The following is a 16,866-nucleotide window of genomic DNA, read 5'->3' as shown; positions in this document are numbered from 1 at the left end:
TCCTGGTCTGCTACAAAATTGGTAGCAAAGACATCTTGGCACCGAAGCCGCCGTGGCATAGTCGCCGACGTGACGACGACCCCCTCCTCCCGCCCGAAGGCCCCGCTGCCCGGCACGCGCGTGCGCGGCTCGGCCAGCGGGCGGCCGATCATGGCCTTGCTGGACCTGCTGGGCCGGCGCGGCACGCTGCGCCTGCTGTGGGAGCTGCGCGACGGGCGGCCGCAGAACTTCCGCACGCTGCAGCAGAGCATGGGCGGCGCGTCGCCGACGCTGCTGAACAGCCGCGCGAAGGAACTGCGCCAGGCGCAGCTGCTGGAGCTGCGGCCCGACGGCTATGCGCTGACTGCGCGCGGCCTCGGGCTGCTCGACGAACTGGGCCCGCTCGACCGCTGGGCGCAGAACTGGGCGCGCGCGCTCAGCCGATGACCGGCAGTGCGATGCGCGGCTCGAACTTCGCGCGGTGCACGTTGAAGAAGGCCTTCACGTTGCGCACGTTGGCATCCTGCGTGAAGAGGCGCTGCACCAGCGCGTGGTAGCCGGCCATGTCGGGCGCCTGCATCACCAGCATGAAGTCCGGTCCGGGCGAGACGCGGTAGCACTGCTGCACCGCCGGCTCGGCCACCGCGCGCGCCTCGAAGGCGGCGAGGTGCTCGGCGCCCTGGCGATCCAGCGTGATCTCGGCCAGCACCGTGAGCCCGGCGCCGAGCTTCTCGGGCGACAGGATCGCCACGCGCCGCTCGATCACGCCGGCCTCGACCAGCCGCTTGACGCGGCGCAGGCAGGTGGCCGGCGAGGTGTGCGCGGCCGCCGCGAGGTCCTGGTTGGACAGCGACGCGTCGTTCTGCAGCAGCTCCAGCACCCTCAAGTCGGTGGGGTCGAGGCTCAGTTTTTTGTCCGATTCCGCCATTTCACGCAGTCATTTGAAATATTCGCTCCACTTTTCCAGTGAATGGCAGATTATTTCATTCATGCGTTTTTTGAGCAAACATTTGCCACACCAACCTCCCTACGATCCGCCCATCCCGTTTCACCAGAAAGACTCCCATGTGTGGCATCGTCGGCGCCGTCAGCACCCGCAACATCGTTCCGATCCTGATCGAAGGGCTGAAACGCCTGGAGTACCGCGGGTATGACTCCTGCGGCGTGGCCGTCCACCAGAACGGCCAGCTGCGCCGGGCGCGCAGCACCTCGCGCGTGGCCGAACTCGAAGCCAACGTGCGCAGCGACGAAGTGCAGTCCGGCACCGGCATCGCCCACACCCGCTGGGCGACGCACGGCGCGCCGGTGGTGCACAACGCGCACCCGCATTTCTCGGCCGGCCCGGGCGCGAAGGCGGCCTCCGCCGGGCGGATCGCGCTGGTGCACAACGGCATCATCGAGAACCACGACGAATTGCGCGCCGAGCTGAAGGCCAAGGGCTACGTGTTCGACAGCCAGACCGACACCGAGGTCATCGCGCACCTGGTCGACCACCTGTACGACGGCGACCTGCTCGACGCGGTGCAGCGCGCGACGCTGCAGCTGCGCGGCGCGTTCGCGATCGCGGTGTTCTGCCGCGACGAGCCGCACCGCGTGATCGGCGCGCGGGAAGGCTCGCCGCTCGTGCTGGGTATCGGCGACAGAGCGGGCAGCAAGAACAGCGGCGAGAACTTCCTCGCCTCGGACGCGATGGCACTGGCCGGCGTGACCGACCAGATCGTCTACCTCGAAGAGGGCGACGTGGTCGACCTGCAGCTCGGCAAGCTGTGGATCACCAGCCGCGCCGCCGACGGCGCCTACAAGGTGGTGCAGCGCGAGGTGCGCACGGTGCACGCGCACACCGGCGCGGCCGAGCTCGGCCCGTACCGGCACTACATGCAGAAGGAGATCTTCGAGCAGCCGCGCGCGATCGCCGACACGCTGGACGCGGTCGAAGGCATCACGCCGGAGCTGTTCGGCGACGGCGCGTACAAGGTCTTCAAGGACGTCGACCAGGTGCTGATCCTCGCCTGCGGCACCAGCTACTACAGCGGCTCGACCGCGAAGTACTGGCTGGAGAGCATCGCGAAGATCCCGACCAGCGTCGAGATCGCGAGCGAGTACCGCTACCGCGACAGCGTGCCGAACCCGCGCACGCTGGTCGTGACGATCACGCAGAGCGGCGAGACCGCCGACACGCTGGCCGCGCTGAAGCACGCGCGCAGCCTGGGCATGAAGCACACGCTGACGGTGTGCAACGTGGCAACCAGCGCGATGGTGCGCGAATGCGAGCTGGCCTACATCACGCGCGCCGGCGCCGAGATCGGCGTGGCGTCGACGAAGGCCTTCAGCACGCAGCTGGTCGGCTTGTTCCTGCTGACGCTGGCGCTGGCGCAGGTGCGCGGGCACCTGAGCGATGCACAGGAGCAGGAGCACCTGAAGGCGCTTCGCCACCTGCCGGTGGCGGTGCAGGCGGTGCTGGCGCTGGAGCCGCAGGTGATTGCGTGGAGCGAAGAGTTCGCACGCAAGGAGAACGCGCTGTTCCTGGGCCGCGGGCTGCACTACCCGATCGCGCTGGAAGGCGCGCTGAAGCTGAAGGAGATCAGCTACATCCATGCCGAGGCCTACCCGGCCGGCGAGCTGAAGCACGGGCCGCTCGCGCTGGTGACGGCGGAGATGCCGGTGGTCACCGTGGCGCCGAACGACGCGCTGCTCGAGAAGCTGAAGAGCAACCTGCAGGAAGTGCGCGCGCGCGGCGGCGAGCTGTTCGTGTTCGCCGATGCGGACACGCGCATCGAAAGCAGCGAAGGGCTGCACGTGATCCGGATGCCGGAGCACTACGGCGCGCTGTCGCCCATTCTTCACGTGGTGCCGCTGCAGCTGCTGGCGTACCACACGGCGTGTGCGCGGGGGACGGATGTGGACAAGCCGCGCAACCTGGCGAAGAGCGTGACGGTGGAGTGAGGCGCTGTCGAGCTTGCTTCCGTGATCGCCAACAAGCCTCGGCAGCGGCCTCTCGACCCTCGCGCTAGCATTGCCCATGCCCATCGTCCACCTCATCCACGGCTATCTCGGCGTCGGCAAGACCACTTTCGCACGCCGCCTCGAACGCGAGATTCGTGCCGTGCGCTTCTCGCCCGACGAATGGCTCACGCGGCTTTACGGTGATGACCCGCCGGCGGAGCGTTTCGACGACTTCATGACGCGAGTCTTCGACATCGCGAACGAACAGTGGCGGGCGGTCGTGCGCTGCGGCGCCGACGTGATCCTCGACTACGGTTTCTGGACTCGCTCGTGGCGCGACGCCGCCCGCGCCGGCGCAGCCGAATTGGGTGCCGATGTGCGGCTGTATGCGTTGTCGTGCCCCGAGGAATTGGCCCGCCACCGGATACAGGAGCGCAACCGAAACCTGCGAGGCAGCGTGTTCGTTGCCGATGCGACCTACGACGCGCTGAAGTCGCGCTTTCTGCCGCTCCAGGCCGACGAGCTGACAGGGGTCGTGCACGTCGACACCACGGGCGCGGCGGTGCGATGCCCCGAATGAAGAACGCAGGCGTTCTTCCAAGTACGGCGCTCACATTCCCGGGGCTTTTTCCAGCGGTGCCTGCCGTCGGTCGTTCTTGCAATGGTTCCAGTACGGCTATTGCGCTTGGCTTTTCACGGCGTCGGGAGAGGCCAAGTCAGACCTGACTGGCGTCGACAAAAGATGGATCCTCGCTGCCAGTCGCTGTGAGCGTCCATCGCGGATTTTCGAGCATCAGCGTTCTCGAGGCTTGTCTGGAGACGGCCACGCGGCCCCCTAACCTGAACCACGCTTGCGGGACGGCATCCTCCTACCATTGAGCGCCCCCGGCGATGGGGTTCAGACAAGGGAGCTCCAGACATGTCAGGTCTCTTTCCATGGCGCGCCTTGGCGGCCCTGGTTCTTTTCGGCTCGCTGATGCCCGCCGCCCACGCGGGCGATGGGTCCTCCGCCGAGCTCTACGACAAGGCCCACAGCGCCGAGACGCAGTCTGTCTTCGACTTCATCCGCACGCGCACGCTGGCAAGCCGGTCGAACATGATCGAGGGCCAGCACATGGGCGGCCCGGGCGACCTGTCGTCGGCACCGCAGGTGTTCGACATGAACACCTACCGCATCGCCAGCGCCTCCCCGCGCCGCGCCTACCCGCGCATGATCGGTGCGCGGTACGACGCCAACCTCGACGCCACGCACTATGTGCTGGAGCAGGCCTACGTGTCGCAGATCAACGCCCGCCTGCTCGATGCCTCGGCGATCTACCATCCGATCGTCAGCATCACGGCCACGCCGCCCAATCCGTGGGACCGCAACTCCGGCCGCTCGTCCAGCCCGAAGGACAAGGCGCTGTCCAAGCTGTTCCTGTCCAACCGCGCCCCCGATACGCCCGCGGGCCGCTTCTGGGACGACATCGACACCATTGCCGACGGCTTGCAGACGCTGAGCGACGCCGGCATACCGGTCGTCTTCCGGCCGTTCGCCGAAGTGAACACCGGCGAAAAATACTACGCGGACGGCAAGCTGCCGGCCGATTTCGTCACGCTGTGGAACCAGGTCGCTGATTACTACGTGAACCAGCGCCACCTGCACAACCTGATCTTCTGCTGGGAGGCCTGGGTCTTCCACCGCACGGCGGCGACGAGCGACCTCGACCCCTGGTACCCGCGCGATGCCGCAGGCAAGAGCAGCTGGGTGGATGTGGTGTCCGGAGCCTTCTATTTCCTGAAGGGCGACACCGGGTTCTTCAAGCTCGAATTCCCCGCCGGCGGCAACGACGAGCGCGTGTTCTATTCGCTGATGAAGCTCGCCGTGGACAACGACAAGCCCTTCGGCGCGGCGCAGTACGCGGTGAACTACAAGTACGCGCCGCCCGACGACCAGACGCCCTGCGGCTACGGCGACAACGCCAACACGCTGCAGTTCATGACGAGCATCGATGCGCAGCACAGCCAGCCGACCGCGCTCGGTCCGGTGCAGCACCTGGCATTCGCCTACTACTGGGGCGACAACAAGGCCTGCATGGATGTCCAGAGTCAGGCGCACGCCACGCAATTCGTCGATGACGTGCGAGTGGCCAGCATCACCGGCATCGACGCCGTGAACACGGAAAGCGGCACCGTGCGCGACTCTCCCGCCACGCCCGGCGCGGGCGCGCTGGCCACGCCGGGTTGGCCTGTGCGCACAGGCGACACCAATGGCGGCGCCGGCGGATGCAAGAACTGCCAATCCAAGGCGGTGCTGTCGTTCTACACGCAGCAGGCCCTGCCCGCCGACGCCGTGGTGGGGCCGAGCCAGCCGACGCTGCTGTTGACGCAGACGGCCACGGGGGCGGGCACCAACCCGTTCGCCGCCGGATTCGCGCCCTTGTCGATCGATGCGGCGAACCGCTGGTTCGGTGGCGCGTCGGGCCTGGCACCGGAAGATTTCAGCGGTGCCGACCGGCCAGGTGTCGGACAGATGAGCGACCCGGCGCAGGGTCCGACCCAAGTCCTGTCGCACGGCAGCGTGCCGGCCAACACGATCAACCTCACGCGCGGCAACGGGCGGACGCAGTACCGCGTGTCGTTCTTCAAGGCCACGGACGGCACGAACACCAACAACTACATCGACTGGAACGGGGCGCAAAGCCCGCCCGAACTGATCCTGACCTACACCTTGCCGTGACCTTCTTCCAGAACGCGGCTCGAAGCGAAGCGCCCTGCCGGAGAAAACCACACCCTCCTCGAAGGAATCGACGCACGCCTTGACCTTCCCATCGGGGCCGGCCTGAAAGTGCCCCCCTCCAGGAATCGAGGGGAGTCCGATGATCATTCAGCCCGTCGACTACTTTCTTGTCGCGTGGTTCGTGCTGGCAGGCTTGTCGACCGCGTATGTCGCGTGGGACCAGTTCCGCCACAACCCGGAGCCCGTGGTCATGAAGTGGGGCTTCGTGCTGGTCACCCTCTACATGGGGCCGATCGGGCTGCTGCTGTATGTGATGGCCGACAAGGAGCCGCATCCGGGCGAGCACGAGGCGTTCATCAAGCCCCTGTGGAAGCAAGGCGCCGGCTCGACGATCCACTGCGTTGCCGGTGACGCCACCGGCATCATCCTGGCCGCCGTCGTGACGGCTTCTCTCGGCCTGCCGATGTGGCTGGACCTCATCGTCGAATACACCGCCGGCTTCGCGTTCGGCCTGTTCATCTTCCAGTCGCTCTTCATGAAGAACATGATGGGCGGCAGCTACCTGGAGAACGTCCGCAAGTCGTTCGCGCCCGAGTTCATCAGCATGAACGCGATGATGGCCGGCATGGCGCCGGTCATGACGCTGTTGATGATGGGCCGCGACATGCGGGCGATGGAACCGACGGAATTGCTGTTCTGGGGCGCGATGTCGCTGGGCGTGATCGCCGGTTTCGCGGTGGCGTATCCGGTCAACGTCTGGATGGTCGCCCGGCGCCTGAAGCATGGGCTGATGACCGAACGTGCATCCGGGCACAAGCACAAGCACAAGCACCAGCACGCAGGCATGGGCTCGGGCATGGGTCCGGACGTGACGCGTCCGCAGTTGCTGGCGGTGACGATGACCACCACGCTGATGCTGCTGGGCGGCATGACGGTCCCGTCGCTCTTCGTCAACATGCGCCTGTCGGCACGGGACGTCGGCGGGGCCATCATGCCGCCGGGAATGATCATGGGCTGGGACACCCCGGGAGAGGCCATGCGCGACATGGCCGCCGTGCACCCGCGCAATGTCGCATCCACGTCGGCGCCGGATGCACGGGGCGACACCGAATTGCAACCCCGCATCGAGAACGGCGTGAAGGTGTTCGACCTGCAAGCCAGCGTCGTGCGCTGGAACATCCTGCCGAACGTGCAGGTCGAGGGCTACGCCTTCAACCGGCAGATTCCGGGCCCCCGCCTTCGCGTCACCGAAGGCGACCGCGTTCGCATCCGGGTCGGGAACCGCCTGCCTGAATCCACCACGGTGCATTGGCACGGCCTGATCCTGGCGAACGCGATGGACGGCCCGGCCAACATCACGCAGCAACCGATCCAGCCGGGCCAGGACTACACCTACGAGTTCACGACCGAGCAGGCGGGCACGTTTTTCTATCACACGCACGACCATGCCGATCGGCAACAGGCGCTGGGTCTGTACGGGGCGCTCATCATCGATCCCCGCAACCCGGCCGCCGGGGAACGTGCCGACAAGGAATACGTGATCCAGCTGCAGGAGTGGCTCGAGCGCGAAGGAAGAACCTTCCCGGCGATGCTGATGGAAGGCGGGTTGCCGAACTACTTCACCATCAACGGCAAGGCCTATCCCGAGACCGATACCGTCAGCATGAAGGTCGGCGAGACGATCAAGCTGCGCTTCATCGGCACCCACAACAACTTCGTGCACCCGATGCATGTCCATGGGGGGCCTTTCACCGTGGTGGCGCGCGACGGGTACGACCTGGCCCCCGCGGCCCGCTTCGACGCCGACACGGTGAATGTCGGCCCGGGCCAGCGCTACGACGTGATCTGGAAGGCCCGCCGACCCGGCAAGTGGCTCGTGCATTGCCACATCCCGCATCACACGACCAACAACAACGTGGAACACCAGGGCGGCGGCGGCCTCATGATGGTGCTGGACGTCGAGGCCTGACCCCGCGCATGCGGGCGAAGTCGGCCTGGGTGTGGGACCGAACACCTGCACGTGTCGCCTGCCTTCAGCTTGCGGCCCCGCCCGCGATCGTGGGGAAGTGCCGGGACCGTCAGAACCCCATCAGGGTCCCGTCAAGACGCCGCCGAGGGCGCTGCCTACGATCCCTCGCACGCTCCACCCGCTCTCGCAAGGCCCTCGCCATGTCCTCGTACCGCATCAGCAGCCTGCCTGCGCTGCCACCGTCGCTCGACCGAACCCGGTTCCGCAAGGCCTTGAGCGCGATGTCGGTGCACACCGTCAGCCGCCACTGGCTGCGCCGCGAGGCAGGGCTGGCCGACGCCGAGATCGACTCGCTGCTGGCGCTGCTCGACGGCGCCGGCGTGCTGCTCGGGCCATTTGCTGAAGCGTCTGCCGACGGCCCGCCGCGGCGGCGGCGCGACAGCACCTGGCGCCTGCTGCTGCAGCTGCTGCGCAGCCGCCTCGCGCCGCGTGCCGCGGTGCAGGTGCGCAGGCCGGCGCCCGAGTCGCCGCGCGCACCAGACGTGCCACGCGCCGCGATGCCGGGCTGGCTCGACGACATCGCGCCGTCGACGCTGGAGCGCATCGGCGACGACCTGCGCTCGCTGCTGGCGCAGCACCCCCGCGCGCGCCGCGTGCTTACCCACCTGGGCGTGCTGGAGCGCGCGCTGCGCCGCAAGGATGTCGACGCCGCGCACGCGTTGCCCCTCGGTGTGCTGCGACGGGCGCTCGACCAGCTGCGCGCCATCGGCATCCCCGACGGCAGCCCGGGCCTCGCGATCCTGCGTTCGCGCCTGATGCTGGTGGTGCTGCGCAGCGACGACGACGTCGCGCCGCTGACGCGGCCCGTCGAGGTCGACGAGGTGGGCTTGTCGCGCTTCGTCGAAGCGCAGCAGCAATGGGAGCTGCACGCCCCGCCCCTGCCGGTGCCGCGATGAAGGCACCAGCGCGACGTCAGCGCAGGCCGTCGCCGTCCAGCACGGCGACGAAGCGGTAGCCGACGCGCGGGTAGGTGCGGATGACCTGGCCGATGCCGGGGCTGCCATCGCACACCGCCTGGCGGATGCGCATCACCGCGGCGGCCAGCGAGCCGGGCTGGACGATCTCGTGGCGCCAGATCTGGTCGAGCAGTTCGTCCGTGGTGCGCACCCGGTCGCGGCTCTCGATCAGGTACACCAGCAGGTCGAACGGGCGCGGCTGCAAGGCCCGCGGCAGGCCGTCGACCAGCACCTCGCGCGAGGCGACACGGACCTCGCAGCGCCCGAACCGCAGCGGTGCCACGCACTCGGGCACCGCCACCGTCGCAGGCTCGTCGGCCCGCGACCCCGCAGGCGCGAGGCCCGGCATCGTGTTGTTGTCGAACGGGTGGCGGGGTGACGAAAAGCTGTACATGGGGCCTCGCGGTGTAGTGTTGCAACGAACGTTGTAGACATTAATCTACAACACAGCGGTAACAAGTCGACGGGGAAGTTGTCACGCTTCGGGCCGATTTGCGGGCTCCTCGTCGAAGGATGGGACACGTCATGGCGTCGTCATGTAGACTGATCACTACATCACGGCACCGTTCCGGTTGCGCCCATGAACCCCACGCCGCCCGCCGCGGGCCCGATCCGCGTCCTCATCGCCGACGACCACGCGCTGGTGCGCGAAGGCCTGCGCAAGATGCTCGATCTCGACGACCGGCTGGCGCTGGCCGGCCAGGCCGCGTCGGCCGCCGAGGTGCTGGCCGGGCTCCAGGCTGGCGGCGTCGACCTGCTGCTGCTGGACCTGCTGATGCCCGGCTGCACCGGCGTCGACCTGATCGAGCGGGTCGCCGCCGCGCACCCCGGGCTGCCGGTGCTGGTGCTGACGATGCACGCCGATCCGCACATCGCGCGGCGCGCGCTGAAAGCCGGCGCCCTCGGCTACCTCACGAAGGACGTCTCGCCCGAGCAACTGATCGACGCGATCCACCGCGTGGCCACCGGTCGCAGCTATGTCGATCCGTCGCTGAGCGCCGAACTGATCCGCGCCGAGCAGGCGCAGGAAGAACCGATGGCCCTGCTGTCGACGCGCGAACGCCAGGTGCTGATCGCGCTGGTGAAGGGCCGATCGCCGACCGACATCGCCGCGCAGTTGCAGCTCGCGCCCAACACCGTCAGCACCTACAAGGCGCGGCTGATGGAGAAGCTCGGCCAGGATTCGCTGAGCGACCTCGTCCGCTATGCGCTGCGACACGGCCTGGTGGATTGAGCGCGGCAAGGCGGCGCTCGCGGCGCTGCTGCTGGTGGGCCTGGCCGCGGCCGCGCACGCGCAGCATGCGGTGTTCGAGGGCTACCAGCAATCGGCCGGGCTGACCAACATGGCGGTCGGTTGCCTGACGCAGGCGACCGACGGCACGCTGTGGATCTGCACCGAGAACGGGCTGTTCCGCTTCGACGGTTTTCGCATCCGGCGCGAGGCGTTGCCGCCGGGCGCGGAACGGGCGGTGCTGCTGACGGCGCGGGCCGATGGCGGCGGCCGGCTGTGGATCGCGACCGACCTCGGCCTGTTCCTGCGCCGCGAGACCGACGGCAGGCCGGCCTGGACCGCGGTCACCCAGCCCAGCGGGGCGCTGATCGGTGTCGAAGGCGGGCAGCGCATCGACGTCGACGAGCGCGGCATCGTCTACGCCATCGACCGCAGCAGCCGGGTGTGGGCGATCGACGCCACGGCACCGGCAGGCCGGGCACCCGTCGTGCAGCGCGTGAAGCTGCCGGCCTTCGCGGTGCCGCCGGGGGCGATGGATGCCGATGCCGGGCCGCTGCGCGCAGGCCGCGGCGCCCTGTGGTTCGGCTGTGGCCTGGGCCTGTGCGAATGGCGCGACGGAACGCTGCGTTCGTGGGGCGTGGCCGACGGCCTGCCGGCCCGCATGTGGGGCAGCCTGGTGCTCGGCCGCGACGGCAGCGTCTGGGCGCGCAGCAGCGACCTGCTCGCGCAACTGCGGCCGGCGCAGCACCGCTTCGTCGCGGTCGAGGCCCCGGCGGCGCGGCGCTTTCCGGCCACCTCGGCCCTCGCCGAGGACCCGGCGGGGCGCATCGTGGTGGCCACCGATGCGGGCGTTGCACGCTGGGACGGACAGCGGTGGCAATCATGGACGCCGAAAGAGGGGCTGCCCGAGACCCTGGTCCGCTCGCTGCTGTTCGACGCCGAGGGCGCGCTGTGGCTGGGCACCTCGGGCCGTGGCCTGCACCACTGGGTCGGCTACCTGCAGGCCGATCACTGGACGCCGGCGCAAGGGCTGCCGGCCCCCGCCGTCTTCAGCTTCGCCCGCGACGGCCGCGGGCGCTTGTGGGCCGGCACCGCGCAGGGCATCGCCTGGCTCGACGGCACCGGCGACCGGGTGCGACCCTTGCCCTCGTCGCGTCCCAGGGGAGCGGCCAACGTGGTCGTCGTCGATGCCGACGGCGCGCTGTGGTGGGTCGAGGCGGGGCAGGTGCTGCGGCTCAAGGCCGGTGCCTCCGCTGCCGACGCGGTGTTCCACGATCCCTCGCTGACCGCGGCGATGCCGGGCAAGGAAGGCACCGTCTACCTTGCAGGACGCCATGGCGTCGACCGCATCGTCGCCTCTGCGACGGGACTGCGCCGCCAACCCGTCGCGCAGGGCCTGCCGGAAGGCGAGTGGGTGGGCAGCGTCGTCGTCGCCGGGACCGGGCCCGCCGCGGTCGACTGGTTCATCGGCGAGCGCCGCATCTTCCGCGTGGTCGACAACGCCTGGGTGCCGATGCGCGACGATCACGGCCAGGTGATCGACGCCGACGGGCACGCGAGCTTCGCCGGCGCGTCCGAGTTCTGGGTGATCGACTCGCGCAGCCTGGCCGTCTACACGCTGCAGGGCGACGCCACAGCCCGGCTGGTGCGCCGCTTCGACCTCACGCTGTTCGGCGACCCGGCCGTCTACTTCCTGCGCTGCGCGCCCGACGGGCGCATCTGGCTCGGCACCGACCATGGCGTCTTCATCCACGACGGCGGCCGCTGGTCGCACATCGATCGCACGAACGGGTTGCTGTGGGACGACATCGACGAGGATGCAGTCCTGCTGGAAGCCGACGGCACGGCGTGGATCGGCAGCAGCGCCGGGATCACGCGGCTGCGCCCGGCGCAGGCGAAAGCGCCCCCGACGCTGCGTGCCGACGCGCTGCGCTTCGGCGCGAAGACGGCGCAGCCGGCCTCGCTGCCGCAGATCGCCTGGGATGATCGCCACCTGGAACTCGCGCTCGCCACCCCCAGCATCGCCCGCGGCCGCACGCTGCGCGTCGAATACCGGCTGGACGACGACGCCGCATGGCGTGCGATCGACGGCAACGTGGTGACCATCGAGTCGCCCGAGGCGGGCGCGCACCTGCTCCAGGTGCGCGCCGGAGCCCGCGTGCCGATCGCCGAGGCCGGCCCGCCGCTGCGCATCGCCTTCGTGATCGCGCCGCCGTGGTGGCGGTCGGCACCGGCGAAGCTGGCCGCCGCGGCGGCGCTGGCGCTGCTGTGGTGGCTGTCGAACCTGGTCGCGAACCGGCGCCAGCACCGCGACCGCGAGCGCCTCGAGCACGCGGTGGCCGAGCGCACCGCCGAGCTCGAAACGTCGCGCCAGGCGCTGCGCCGGCTGGGCGAGCACAACACGCACGCGCTGGAAGACGAGCGCAGGCGCATCGCACGCGAACTGCATGACGAAATGGGCCAGCAGCTGGCGGCGCTGCGCATGGAGGCGTCGGTGCTGCGCGCGCGGGCGCGTGGCGAGCGGCCGCCGGCGCAGGAGCACTTCCAGCTGCTGCTCGATCGCATCGATCACCTGGCCGGCGGCGTGCGCGCCCTCGTCAAGCAGCTGCGACCACCGGCGCTCGACGGCGGCCTGGCCGCAGCGCTCGAGTGGCTGGCCGCTGAGTTCACCCACGCCACCGGTGCGCCGTGCCGGCTGCAGCTCGATGCGGCGGCGGACGGACTGGCGCCGGATGCAGCGACGCAGCTCTTTCGCCTCGCGCAGGAGTCGCTCACCAACGTGCGCCGCCATGCGCAGGCCAGCCAGGTGAGCGTGAGCCTGCAGCGCGACGCGCAGGCCTGGGTGCTGACCATCACCGATGACGGCGTCGGTTTCGACCCCGCCGGCGAGCGCAGCGGGCACGGCCTGCTCGGCATGGAAGAACGTGCACGCCTGCTGGGCGGCTCGTTCGGGATCGACAGCCGGCCCGGCGCCGGCACGACGGTGCGGGTGCGCTTCGAGGAGGCCGCGCGCAACACCACCGCGTGAAGCGTGCGGCCCGGAATACCGGCGCCCTGAGCGGCCCGGCGTGAGCCACGTCACGGCGCCGCGGCACGGGCCGCACCGGTCAGGCACCCGTCAAGCGTCGATCAGCTCGCGGTCATGCGCACCGGACGGGGACTCCCTACATTCGCGGCTCGTCCCGAAGCAGCAGTCCCCGAGGTGTCCCGATGAAGCATTCACCGCACTCGACAGTGGCCCCGATGAAGCGCGCCGCCGGCCTGGCCGCGGTGTGGGTCCTGACGGGCTGCGGCGGCGGCCTGCCGGTCGCCGGCGGCGACGTTGGCGAGGCGGCGCTGCCGGCCAGCGCGACCGCGAGCGGGCCGGTCGGCGCCGGTGCCGGTGTCACCGGCGGGGCCGGCGGCGCGACGGTGCGGGTCGGCACGCCGGCGCAGCTGAAGTACGAGCTGTGCCGCAACGCGTCGGCCGGCGCGTGCACCGACACCACGCCGCGCACCATCGAGATCGCGACCACCATCGACCTCGGCGACTACGCGGAGGGCCCGGCCGCGGCCGAGGGCTGCGACGGCAAGCAGCTCTTCGACGTGCGGTACAACGCGGCGGCCGCGCGCGGCATGACCGTCGGATCGAACAAGACGGTGCTCGGCATCGGCGCCAATGCAGCGGTGAAGGGCCAGGGCTTCCTGCTGCGGAACGGCGTCAGCAACGTCGTCATCCGCAACCTGTCGATCACCGACATCGACGAGGGACTGGCTTTCGGCGGCGATGCCGTGACGATCGCCGATGCGAGTGGCGTGTGGATCGACCACAACCGCTTCGCCCGCGTCGGGCGCCGGTTCATCGTGACCGGCACTGGAGATCACGGCGGCGCGGCGGCGGACGTGACCATCTCGTGGAACGAGTTCGACGGCCACAGCGCCTGGCCGGCCCGCTGCGACGACACGCACGACGGGCCCCTGCTGTTCCACGGCACGGGCCGGTTGACCTTCGCGAACAACTGGCTGCACGACTTTTCCGGCCGCGGCCCGCGCATCGAGGGCGACGCCCTGGTGCAGGTGGTCAACAACCACTTCCAGGACGGCTCCTGGCATGCAATCGACACCGCGGGCGGCGGCACCCGAGTGCTGGTCGAGGGCAACTACTTCGAGGACGTTCCGGTGCCGGTGCTGCACGGCCCGGCCGCCGGCTCGGTGCATGGCCTGCTCGCGCAGACCGACGCCGGCACGTCGGCCTGCAACGCTGCGCTGGGCCGCAACTGCGCCGTCAACATCGCGACGCCGGCGCCGGCCGCCGACGGCTTCACCGCGGATGCCGCGGTGCTGGCCGCCGCGAAGGCCGCCCCGCCGGGCAGCATCGTGCGGCCCTACCCGGCCCGCAAGGTGCCGGCGGTGCTGTCGGCCGGGGTGGGTGTCGGGCACCTGCGCTGATGCGCCGAGCGATCCCTCTCGTTGCAGTCCCCATGAATCCCCCCACCACCCTGCGCGAGCTCAAGCTGCTGACGCAGCACCTCACCGCGAACGACCTCGGGCGGATCGCGGCCTTCCTGCGCGTCGGCAGTGCCCGCTTCCAGTGCCGCTGGGTGCTGGTGTCCGACGGCCAGGCCGACCTGCTGCTGTCCGGCCGCGGCCTGCCCACCGGCACGCCGGGGTCGATGCCGAGCCTGTCGGTGACGGACCCGCAGCCGGACCGGACCGCCGGTCGCAACGCGCTGGTCCGCCCGCTGCAGTACGACGCCTTCGTCGATGCGCTGTGCGCGTTGGAGAGCCGGCTGCTCGACAGGCGGCCCGCGCCGCCGGCGGTGCTCACCTACGCCATCGCGCAACCCTTCGGCGAGGCCACGCCGATGCTGTTGCCGACCTTGCTGCCGGGCGCGCGCTGCCGCTTGCGCCGCTGGCCGCCGTCGGCCGTGCTGCAGGCACATCGCCACCACCGGACCCTGGCCAGCTTCCTGTCGTCGAGGCACCTGGACCTGGACGAGCTGGCGCACCTGAGCAACGTGGACCGGACGCTGTGCGATGAATTCGCCACCACGCTGATCGCGCTCGGCCTGCTCGACGTGCAGGCGGCCCGCGTGTTCGAGTCCGCCGCAGTGCCGGCATCGTGGCCCGAGCCTTCGCCGGTACCGCCGCACGGCGCCCCCGCGTCCACCGGCCTGATCACGCGCATCCGCCGCCGCCTGGGCCTCGCCTCATGACGATGAAGGACTTCAAGATCGTGTTCACCGGCACGCCCGGTGCCGGCAAGACCACCGCGATCGCGGCGCTGAGCGACACGCCACCGGTGAGCACCGAGGTGCAGAACACCGACGTCCGGCTGCACAAGGCCCGCACCACCGTCGGGCTGGACTTCGGGCAGGTCGATCTGGGCGACGGCCAGTGCGTGCGCCTGTTCGGCACGCCCGGCCAGGTGCGCTTCGAGTTCATGTGGCGCATCGTCGCCACCGATGCCCCATCTTCGAAGTTTCTTCCGCCGATGCCGCCGCGCAGGCATTGCGCGCGGTGCAGGCCCTCCTGGTCGACCTGGACGGCGCCGGCGCCATCGTGGTCGCCAGCGCCGACGGCTTCGAGCTCGCGCACGGCGGCCGCATGGCCGTGGCGCCGGCCCGCCTGGCGGCACTGGTCAGAGCGACTGGTGAACGACGCATGAACCTGCCGCTCGTGATCGCCGAGATGGGCCGCATGGCCGGTCAGCCGGGCATCCTGGGCTGCGCCCTGGTGGACGCGTCCACCGGGCTGGTGTGGCATGCCAGCGCCGGCACGCCGGGCTCCGAGCGTGTCTGGGAAGCGGCCGTCGACTACTGGCGGCTGCACGACCGGCAGAAGCTGCACTTTGCCGGGCTGGGCACGCTGGCGGCGGCCGTCATGTACCACGCGAACGGCGTGCTGGCGGTGTTCCCGTGCAGCAGCGAGCCCGACCTGTTGCTCGTCGCGCACGGCCGCCACCGCGGCGTCGACTGGCTGGCCTGGCAGTGCATGGTGCGCACGCTGGGCCGCTTGCTGAATCTCCCGAAACCCTCCCCCCTCTGACACTCAACGACGGACGAAGACATGGCCACCATTCGACAATCCCTGGACGACCTGCTGACCTCGACGGCGCCATGTGCGCCGCGGTCGTCGACTCCGCGAGCGGCATGATGCTCGGCTGCGCCGGCGCCGGCCTCGACCTCGAAGTGGCTGCCGCCGGCAACACCGAGGTCGTGCGCGCGAAGCTGAAGACCATGCGCCAGCTCGGCCTGAACGACGTGATCGACGACATCCTGATCACGCTCGGCAGGCAGTACCACGTCCTTCGCCCGGTCTCGCGCAAGGAAGGCGTGTTCGTGTACTTCGTGCTCGACAAGGGCAAATCGAACCTGGCACTGGCGCGGCGCAAGGCGCAGGACGTCGAGCGCGAGCTGACGATCTGACGAGCTGACGATCAGCGGCTCGTGCGCTCGCGGTACAGCAGCACCGCCCCCGAGATCAGGAAGTAGAGCGCCCCCACCGCCGCATACCCTGCGAGGTTCTGCAGCATCGGGTTGGGCTCGCTCGCCTGCTTCACGAAGAAGATGCCGGCGAGCGCCGACTGCGCGCCGCTGAGCGCCATCGCCCATTGCGCGCCGAAGTGCTTCCAGCGCCGCACGGCGGTTCCGAGCTGCAGCACGCCGGAGAGCACCGCCCAGGCGCCGAACACGACGAACACGGCCGGCATCCCGCGCCCCACCGCCACCGCCATCGCGATCGTGGCGATGGCACTGACCAGCGCGTTGATCATCTGCGTCGGATTCGCCGACATGCCGCCCGATTGCCGGGCATCGACGGCGTTCGCCAACGCGTCCCACGCGGGGTACACGACCAGCAGCACGCCCGCCACGACGGGCGACGTCCGCGCCACCGTGAAGGCGAGCACCACCCAGGCGATGGAAAAAGCGGCACGCGTGACATAGAGCGTTCTCAACCAGCGGGCGTTCGCCGGGACATGGGTCGGAGTGATCATGGCTTGAGGTCGTCGGGAAGTTGATCCCGGCAG

General features: G+C 69.9%; 15 protein-coding genes and 1 pseudogene. 13 read left to right on the top strand and 3 right to left on the bottom strand.

The window, feature by feature from the left end; all coding sequences use genetic code 11:
* Window positions 1-69: 69 nt before the first annotated feature.
* A complete protein-coding gene (locus tag FHT26_RS25510) occupies window positions 70-426 on the top strand; it encodes a winged helix-turn-helix transcriptional regulator (RefSeq protein ID WP_168562914.1) in 357 nt (118 codons plus the stop codon).
* Here the strand turns inward: FHT26_RS25510 and FHT26_RS25505 are convergent.
* Window positions 416-907 carry an Lrp/AsnC family transcriptional regulator gene (locus FHT26_RS25505; RefSeq protein WP_168562913.1) on the bottom strand — a complete coding sequence of 164 codons (492 nt, stop codon included), beginning with the start codon at window positions 905-907 and terminating at the stop codon, window positions 416-418. The two genes, FHT26_RS25510 and FHT26_RS25505, sit on opposite strands and share 11 nt — an antisense overlap.
* Window positions 908-1,044: 137 nt before the next feature.
* Here FHT26_RS25505 and glmS point away from each other — a divergent pair, with 137 nt between their 5' ends.
* The 5 genes from glmS (at window position 1,045) to FHT26_RS25480 (ending at window position 8,566) form a co-directional block, all read left to right on the top strand.
* Complete coding sequence (gene glmS, locus FHT26_RS25500; protein ID WP_168562912.1) at window positions 1,045-2,922, top strand: glutamine--fructose-6-phosphate transaminase (isomerizing); 1,878 nt, start codon at window positions 1,045-1,047, stop codon at window positions 2,920-2,922.
* A 76-nt stretch (window positions 2,923-2,998) separates the two neighbouring features.
* Window positions 2,999-3,502 (top strand): P-loop nucleotide/nucleoside kinase family protein, encoded by a 504-nt coding sequence (locus FHT26_RS25495; protein WP_168562911.1) that lies wholly within the window; start codon window positions 2,999-3,001, stop codon window positions 3,500-3,502.
* Between the two features lie 396 nt (window positions 3,503-3,898).
* A complete protein-coding gene (locus tag FHT26_RS25490; RefSeq protein WP_168562910.1) occupies window positions 3,899-5,641 on the top strand; it encodes a glycosyl hydrolase in 1,743 nt (580 codons plus the stop codon).
* Window positions 5,642-5,780: 139 nt separating this feature from the next.
* Window positions 5,781-7,610, top strand: a complete 1,830-nt coding sequence (locus FHT26_RS25485) for a multicopper oxidase domain-containing protein (protein WP_168562909.1) — start codon at window positions 5,781-5,783, stop codon at window positions 7,608-7,610.
* A 200-nt stretch (window positions 7,611-7,810) separates the two neighbouring features.
* Window positions 7,811-8,566: a hypothetical protein gene (locus FHT26_RS25480; RefSeq protein WP_168562908.1), complete on the top strand. Its 756-nt coding sequence runs from the start codon at window positions 7,811-7,813 to the stop codon at window positions 8,564-8,566.
* A 16-nt stretch (window positions 8,567-8,582) separates the two neighbouring features.
* Here FHT26_RS25480 and FHT26_RS25475 read toward each other — a convergent pair whose 3' ends face one another.
* The gene (locus FHT26_RS25475) at window positions 8,583-9,020 is read right to left on the bottom strand and encodes a winged helix-turn-helix domain-containing protein (protein WP_168562907.1); all 438 of its coding nucleotides are present in this window, start codon (window positions 9,018-9,020) and stop codon (window positions 8,583-8,585) included.
* A gap of 186 nt (window positions 9,021-9,206) precedes the next feature.
* Between FHT26_RS25475 and FHT26_RS25470 the strand changes: the two genes are divergently transcribed.
* From FHT26_RS25470 to FHT26_RS25440, 7 genes and pseudogenes are all read left to right on the top strand, one after another.
* Window positions 9,207-9,860 (top strand): response regulator, encoded by a 654-nt coding sequence (locus tag FHT26_RS25470; RefSeq protein ID WP_168562906.1) that lies wholly within the window; start codon window positions 9,207-9,209, stop codon window positions 9,858-9,860.
* Window positions 9,832-12,885 (top strand): sensor histidine kinase, encoded by a 3,054-nt coding sequence (locus FHT26_RS25465; RefSeq protein WP_168562905.1) that lies wholly within the window; start codon window positions 9,832-9,834, stop codon window positions 12,883-12,885. The genes FHT26_RS25470 and FHT26_RS25465 overlap by 29 nt, the downstream gene beginning before the upstream one ends.
* Before the next feature lie 182 nt (window positions 12,886-13,067).
* Window positions 13,068-14,285, top strand: coding sequence for a polysaccharide lyase family 1 protein (locus FHT26_RS25460; protein ID WP_168562904.1), 1,218 nt, complete (start codon window positions 13,068-13,070; stop codon window positions 14,283-14,285).
* 32 nt (window positions 14,286-14,317) lie between these two features.
* The gene (locus FHT26_RS25455; RefSeq protein WP_168562903.1) at window positions 14,318-15,052 is read left to right on the top strand and encodes a hypothetical protein; all 735 of its coding nucleotides are present in this window, start codon (window positions 14,318-14,320) and stop codon (window positions 15,050-15,052) included.
* On the top strand, window positions 15,049-15,504 hold the full coding sequence (locus tag FHT26_RS25450) for a GTP-binding protein (protein ID WP_168562902.1): 456 nt from the start codon (window positions 15,049-15,051) through the stop codon (window positions 15,502-15,504). The genes FHT26_RS25455 and FHT26_RS25450 overlap by 4 nt, the downstream gene beginning before the upstream one ends.
* On the top strand, window positions 15,501-15,884 hold the full coding sequence (locus FHT26_RS25445) for a hypothetical protein (protein ID WP_168562901.1): 384 nt from the start codon (window positions 15,501-15,503) through the stop codon (window positions 15,882-15,884). Before FHT26_RS25450 ends, FHT26_RS25445 begins: the two co-directional genes overlap by 4 nt.
* A gap of 21 nt (window positions 15,885-15,905) precedes the next feature.
* Window positions 15,906-16,264: pseudogene (locus FHT26_RS25440) on the top strand (hypothetical protein).
* A gap of 11 nt (window positions 16,265-16,275) precedes the next feature.
* Here FHT26_RS25440 and FHT26_RS25435 read toward each other — a convergent pair.
* Window positions 16,276-16,833 (bottom strand): DUF308 domain-containing protein, encoded by a 558-nt coding sequence (locus FHT26_RS25435; RefSeq protein ID WP_168562899.1) that lies wholly within the window; start codon window positions 16,831-16,833, stop codon window positions 16,276-16,278.
* Window positions 16,834-16,866 lie beyond the last annotated feature (33 nt).

It is taken from the genome of Rhizobacter sp. SG703 (genome assembly GCF_012275445.1).
Lineage (GTDB): Bacteria > Pseudomonadota > Gammaproteobacteria > Burkholderiales > Burkholderiaceae_C > Rhizobacter.
Note: the sequence above shows the minus strand (reverse complement) of the source record. Positions and strands in the feature narration are given on the sequence as shown.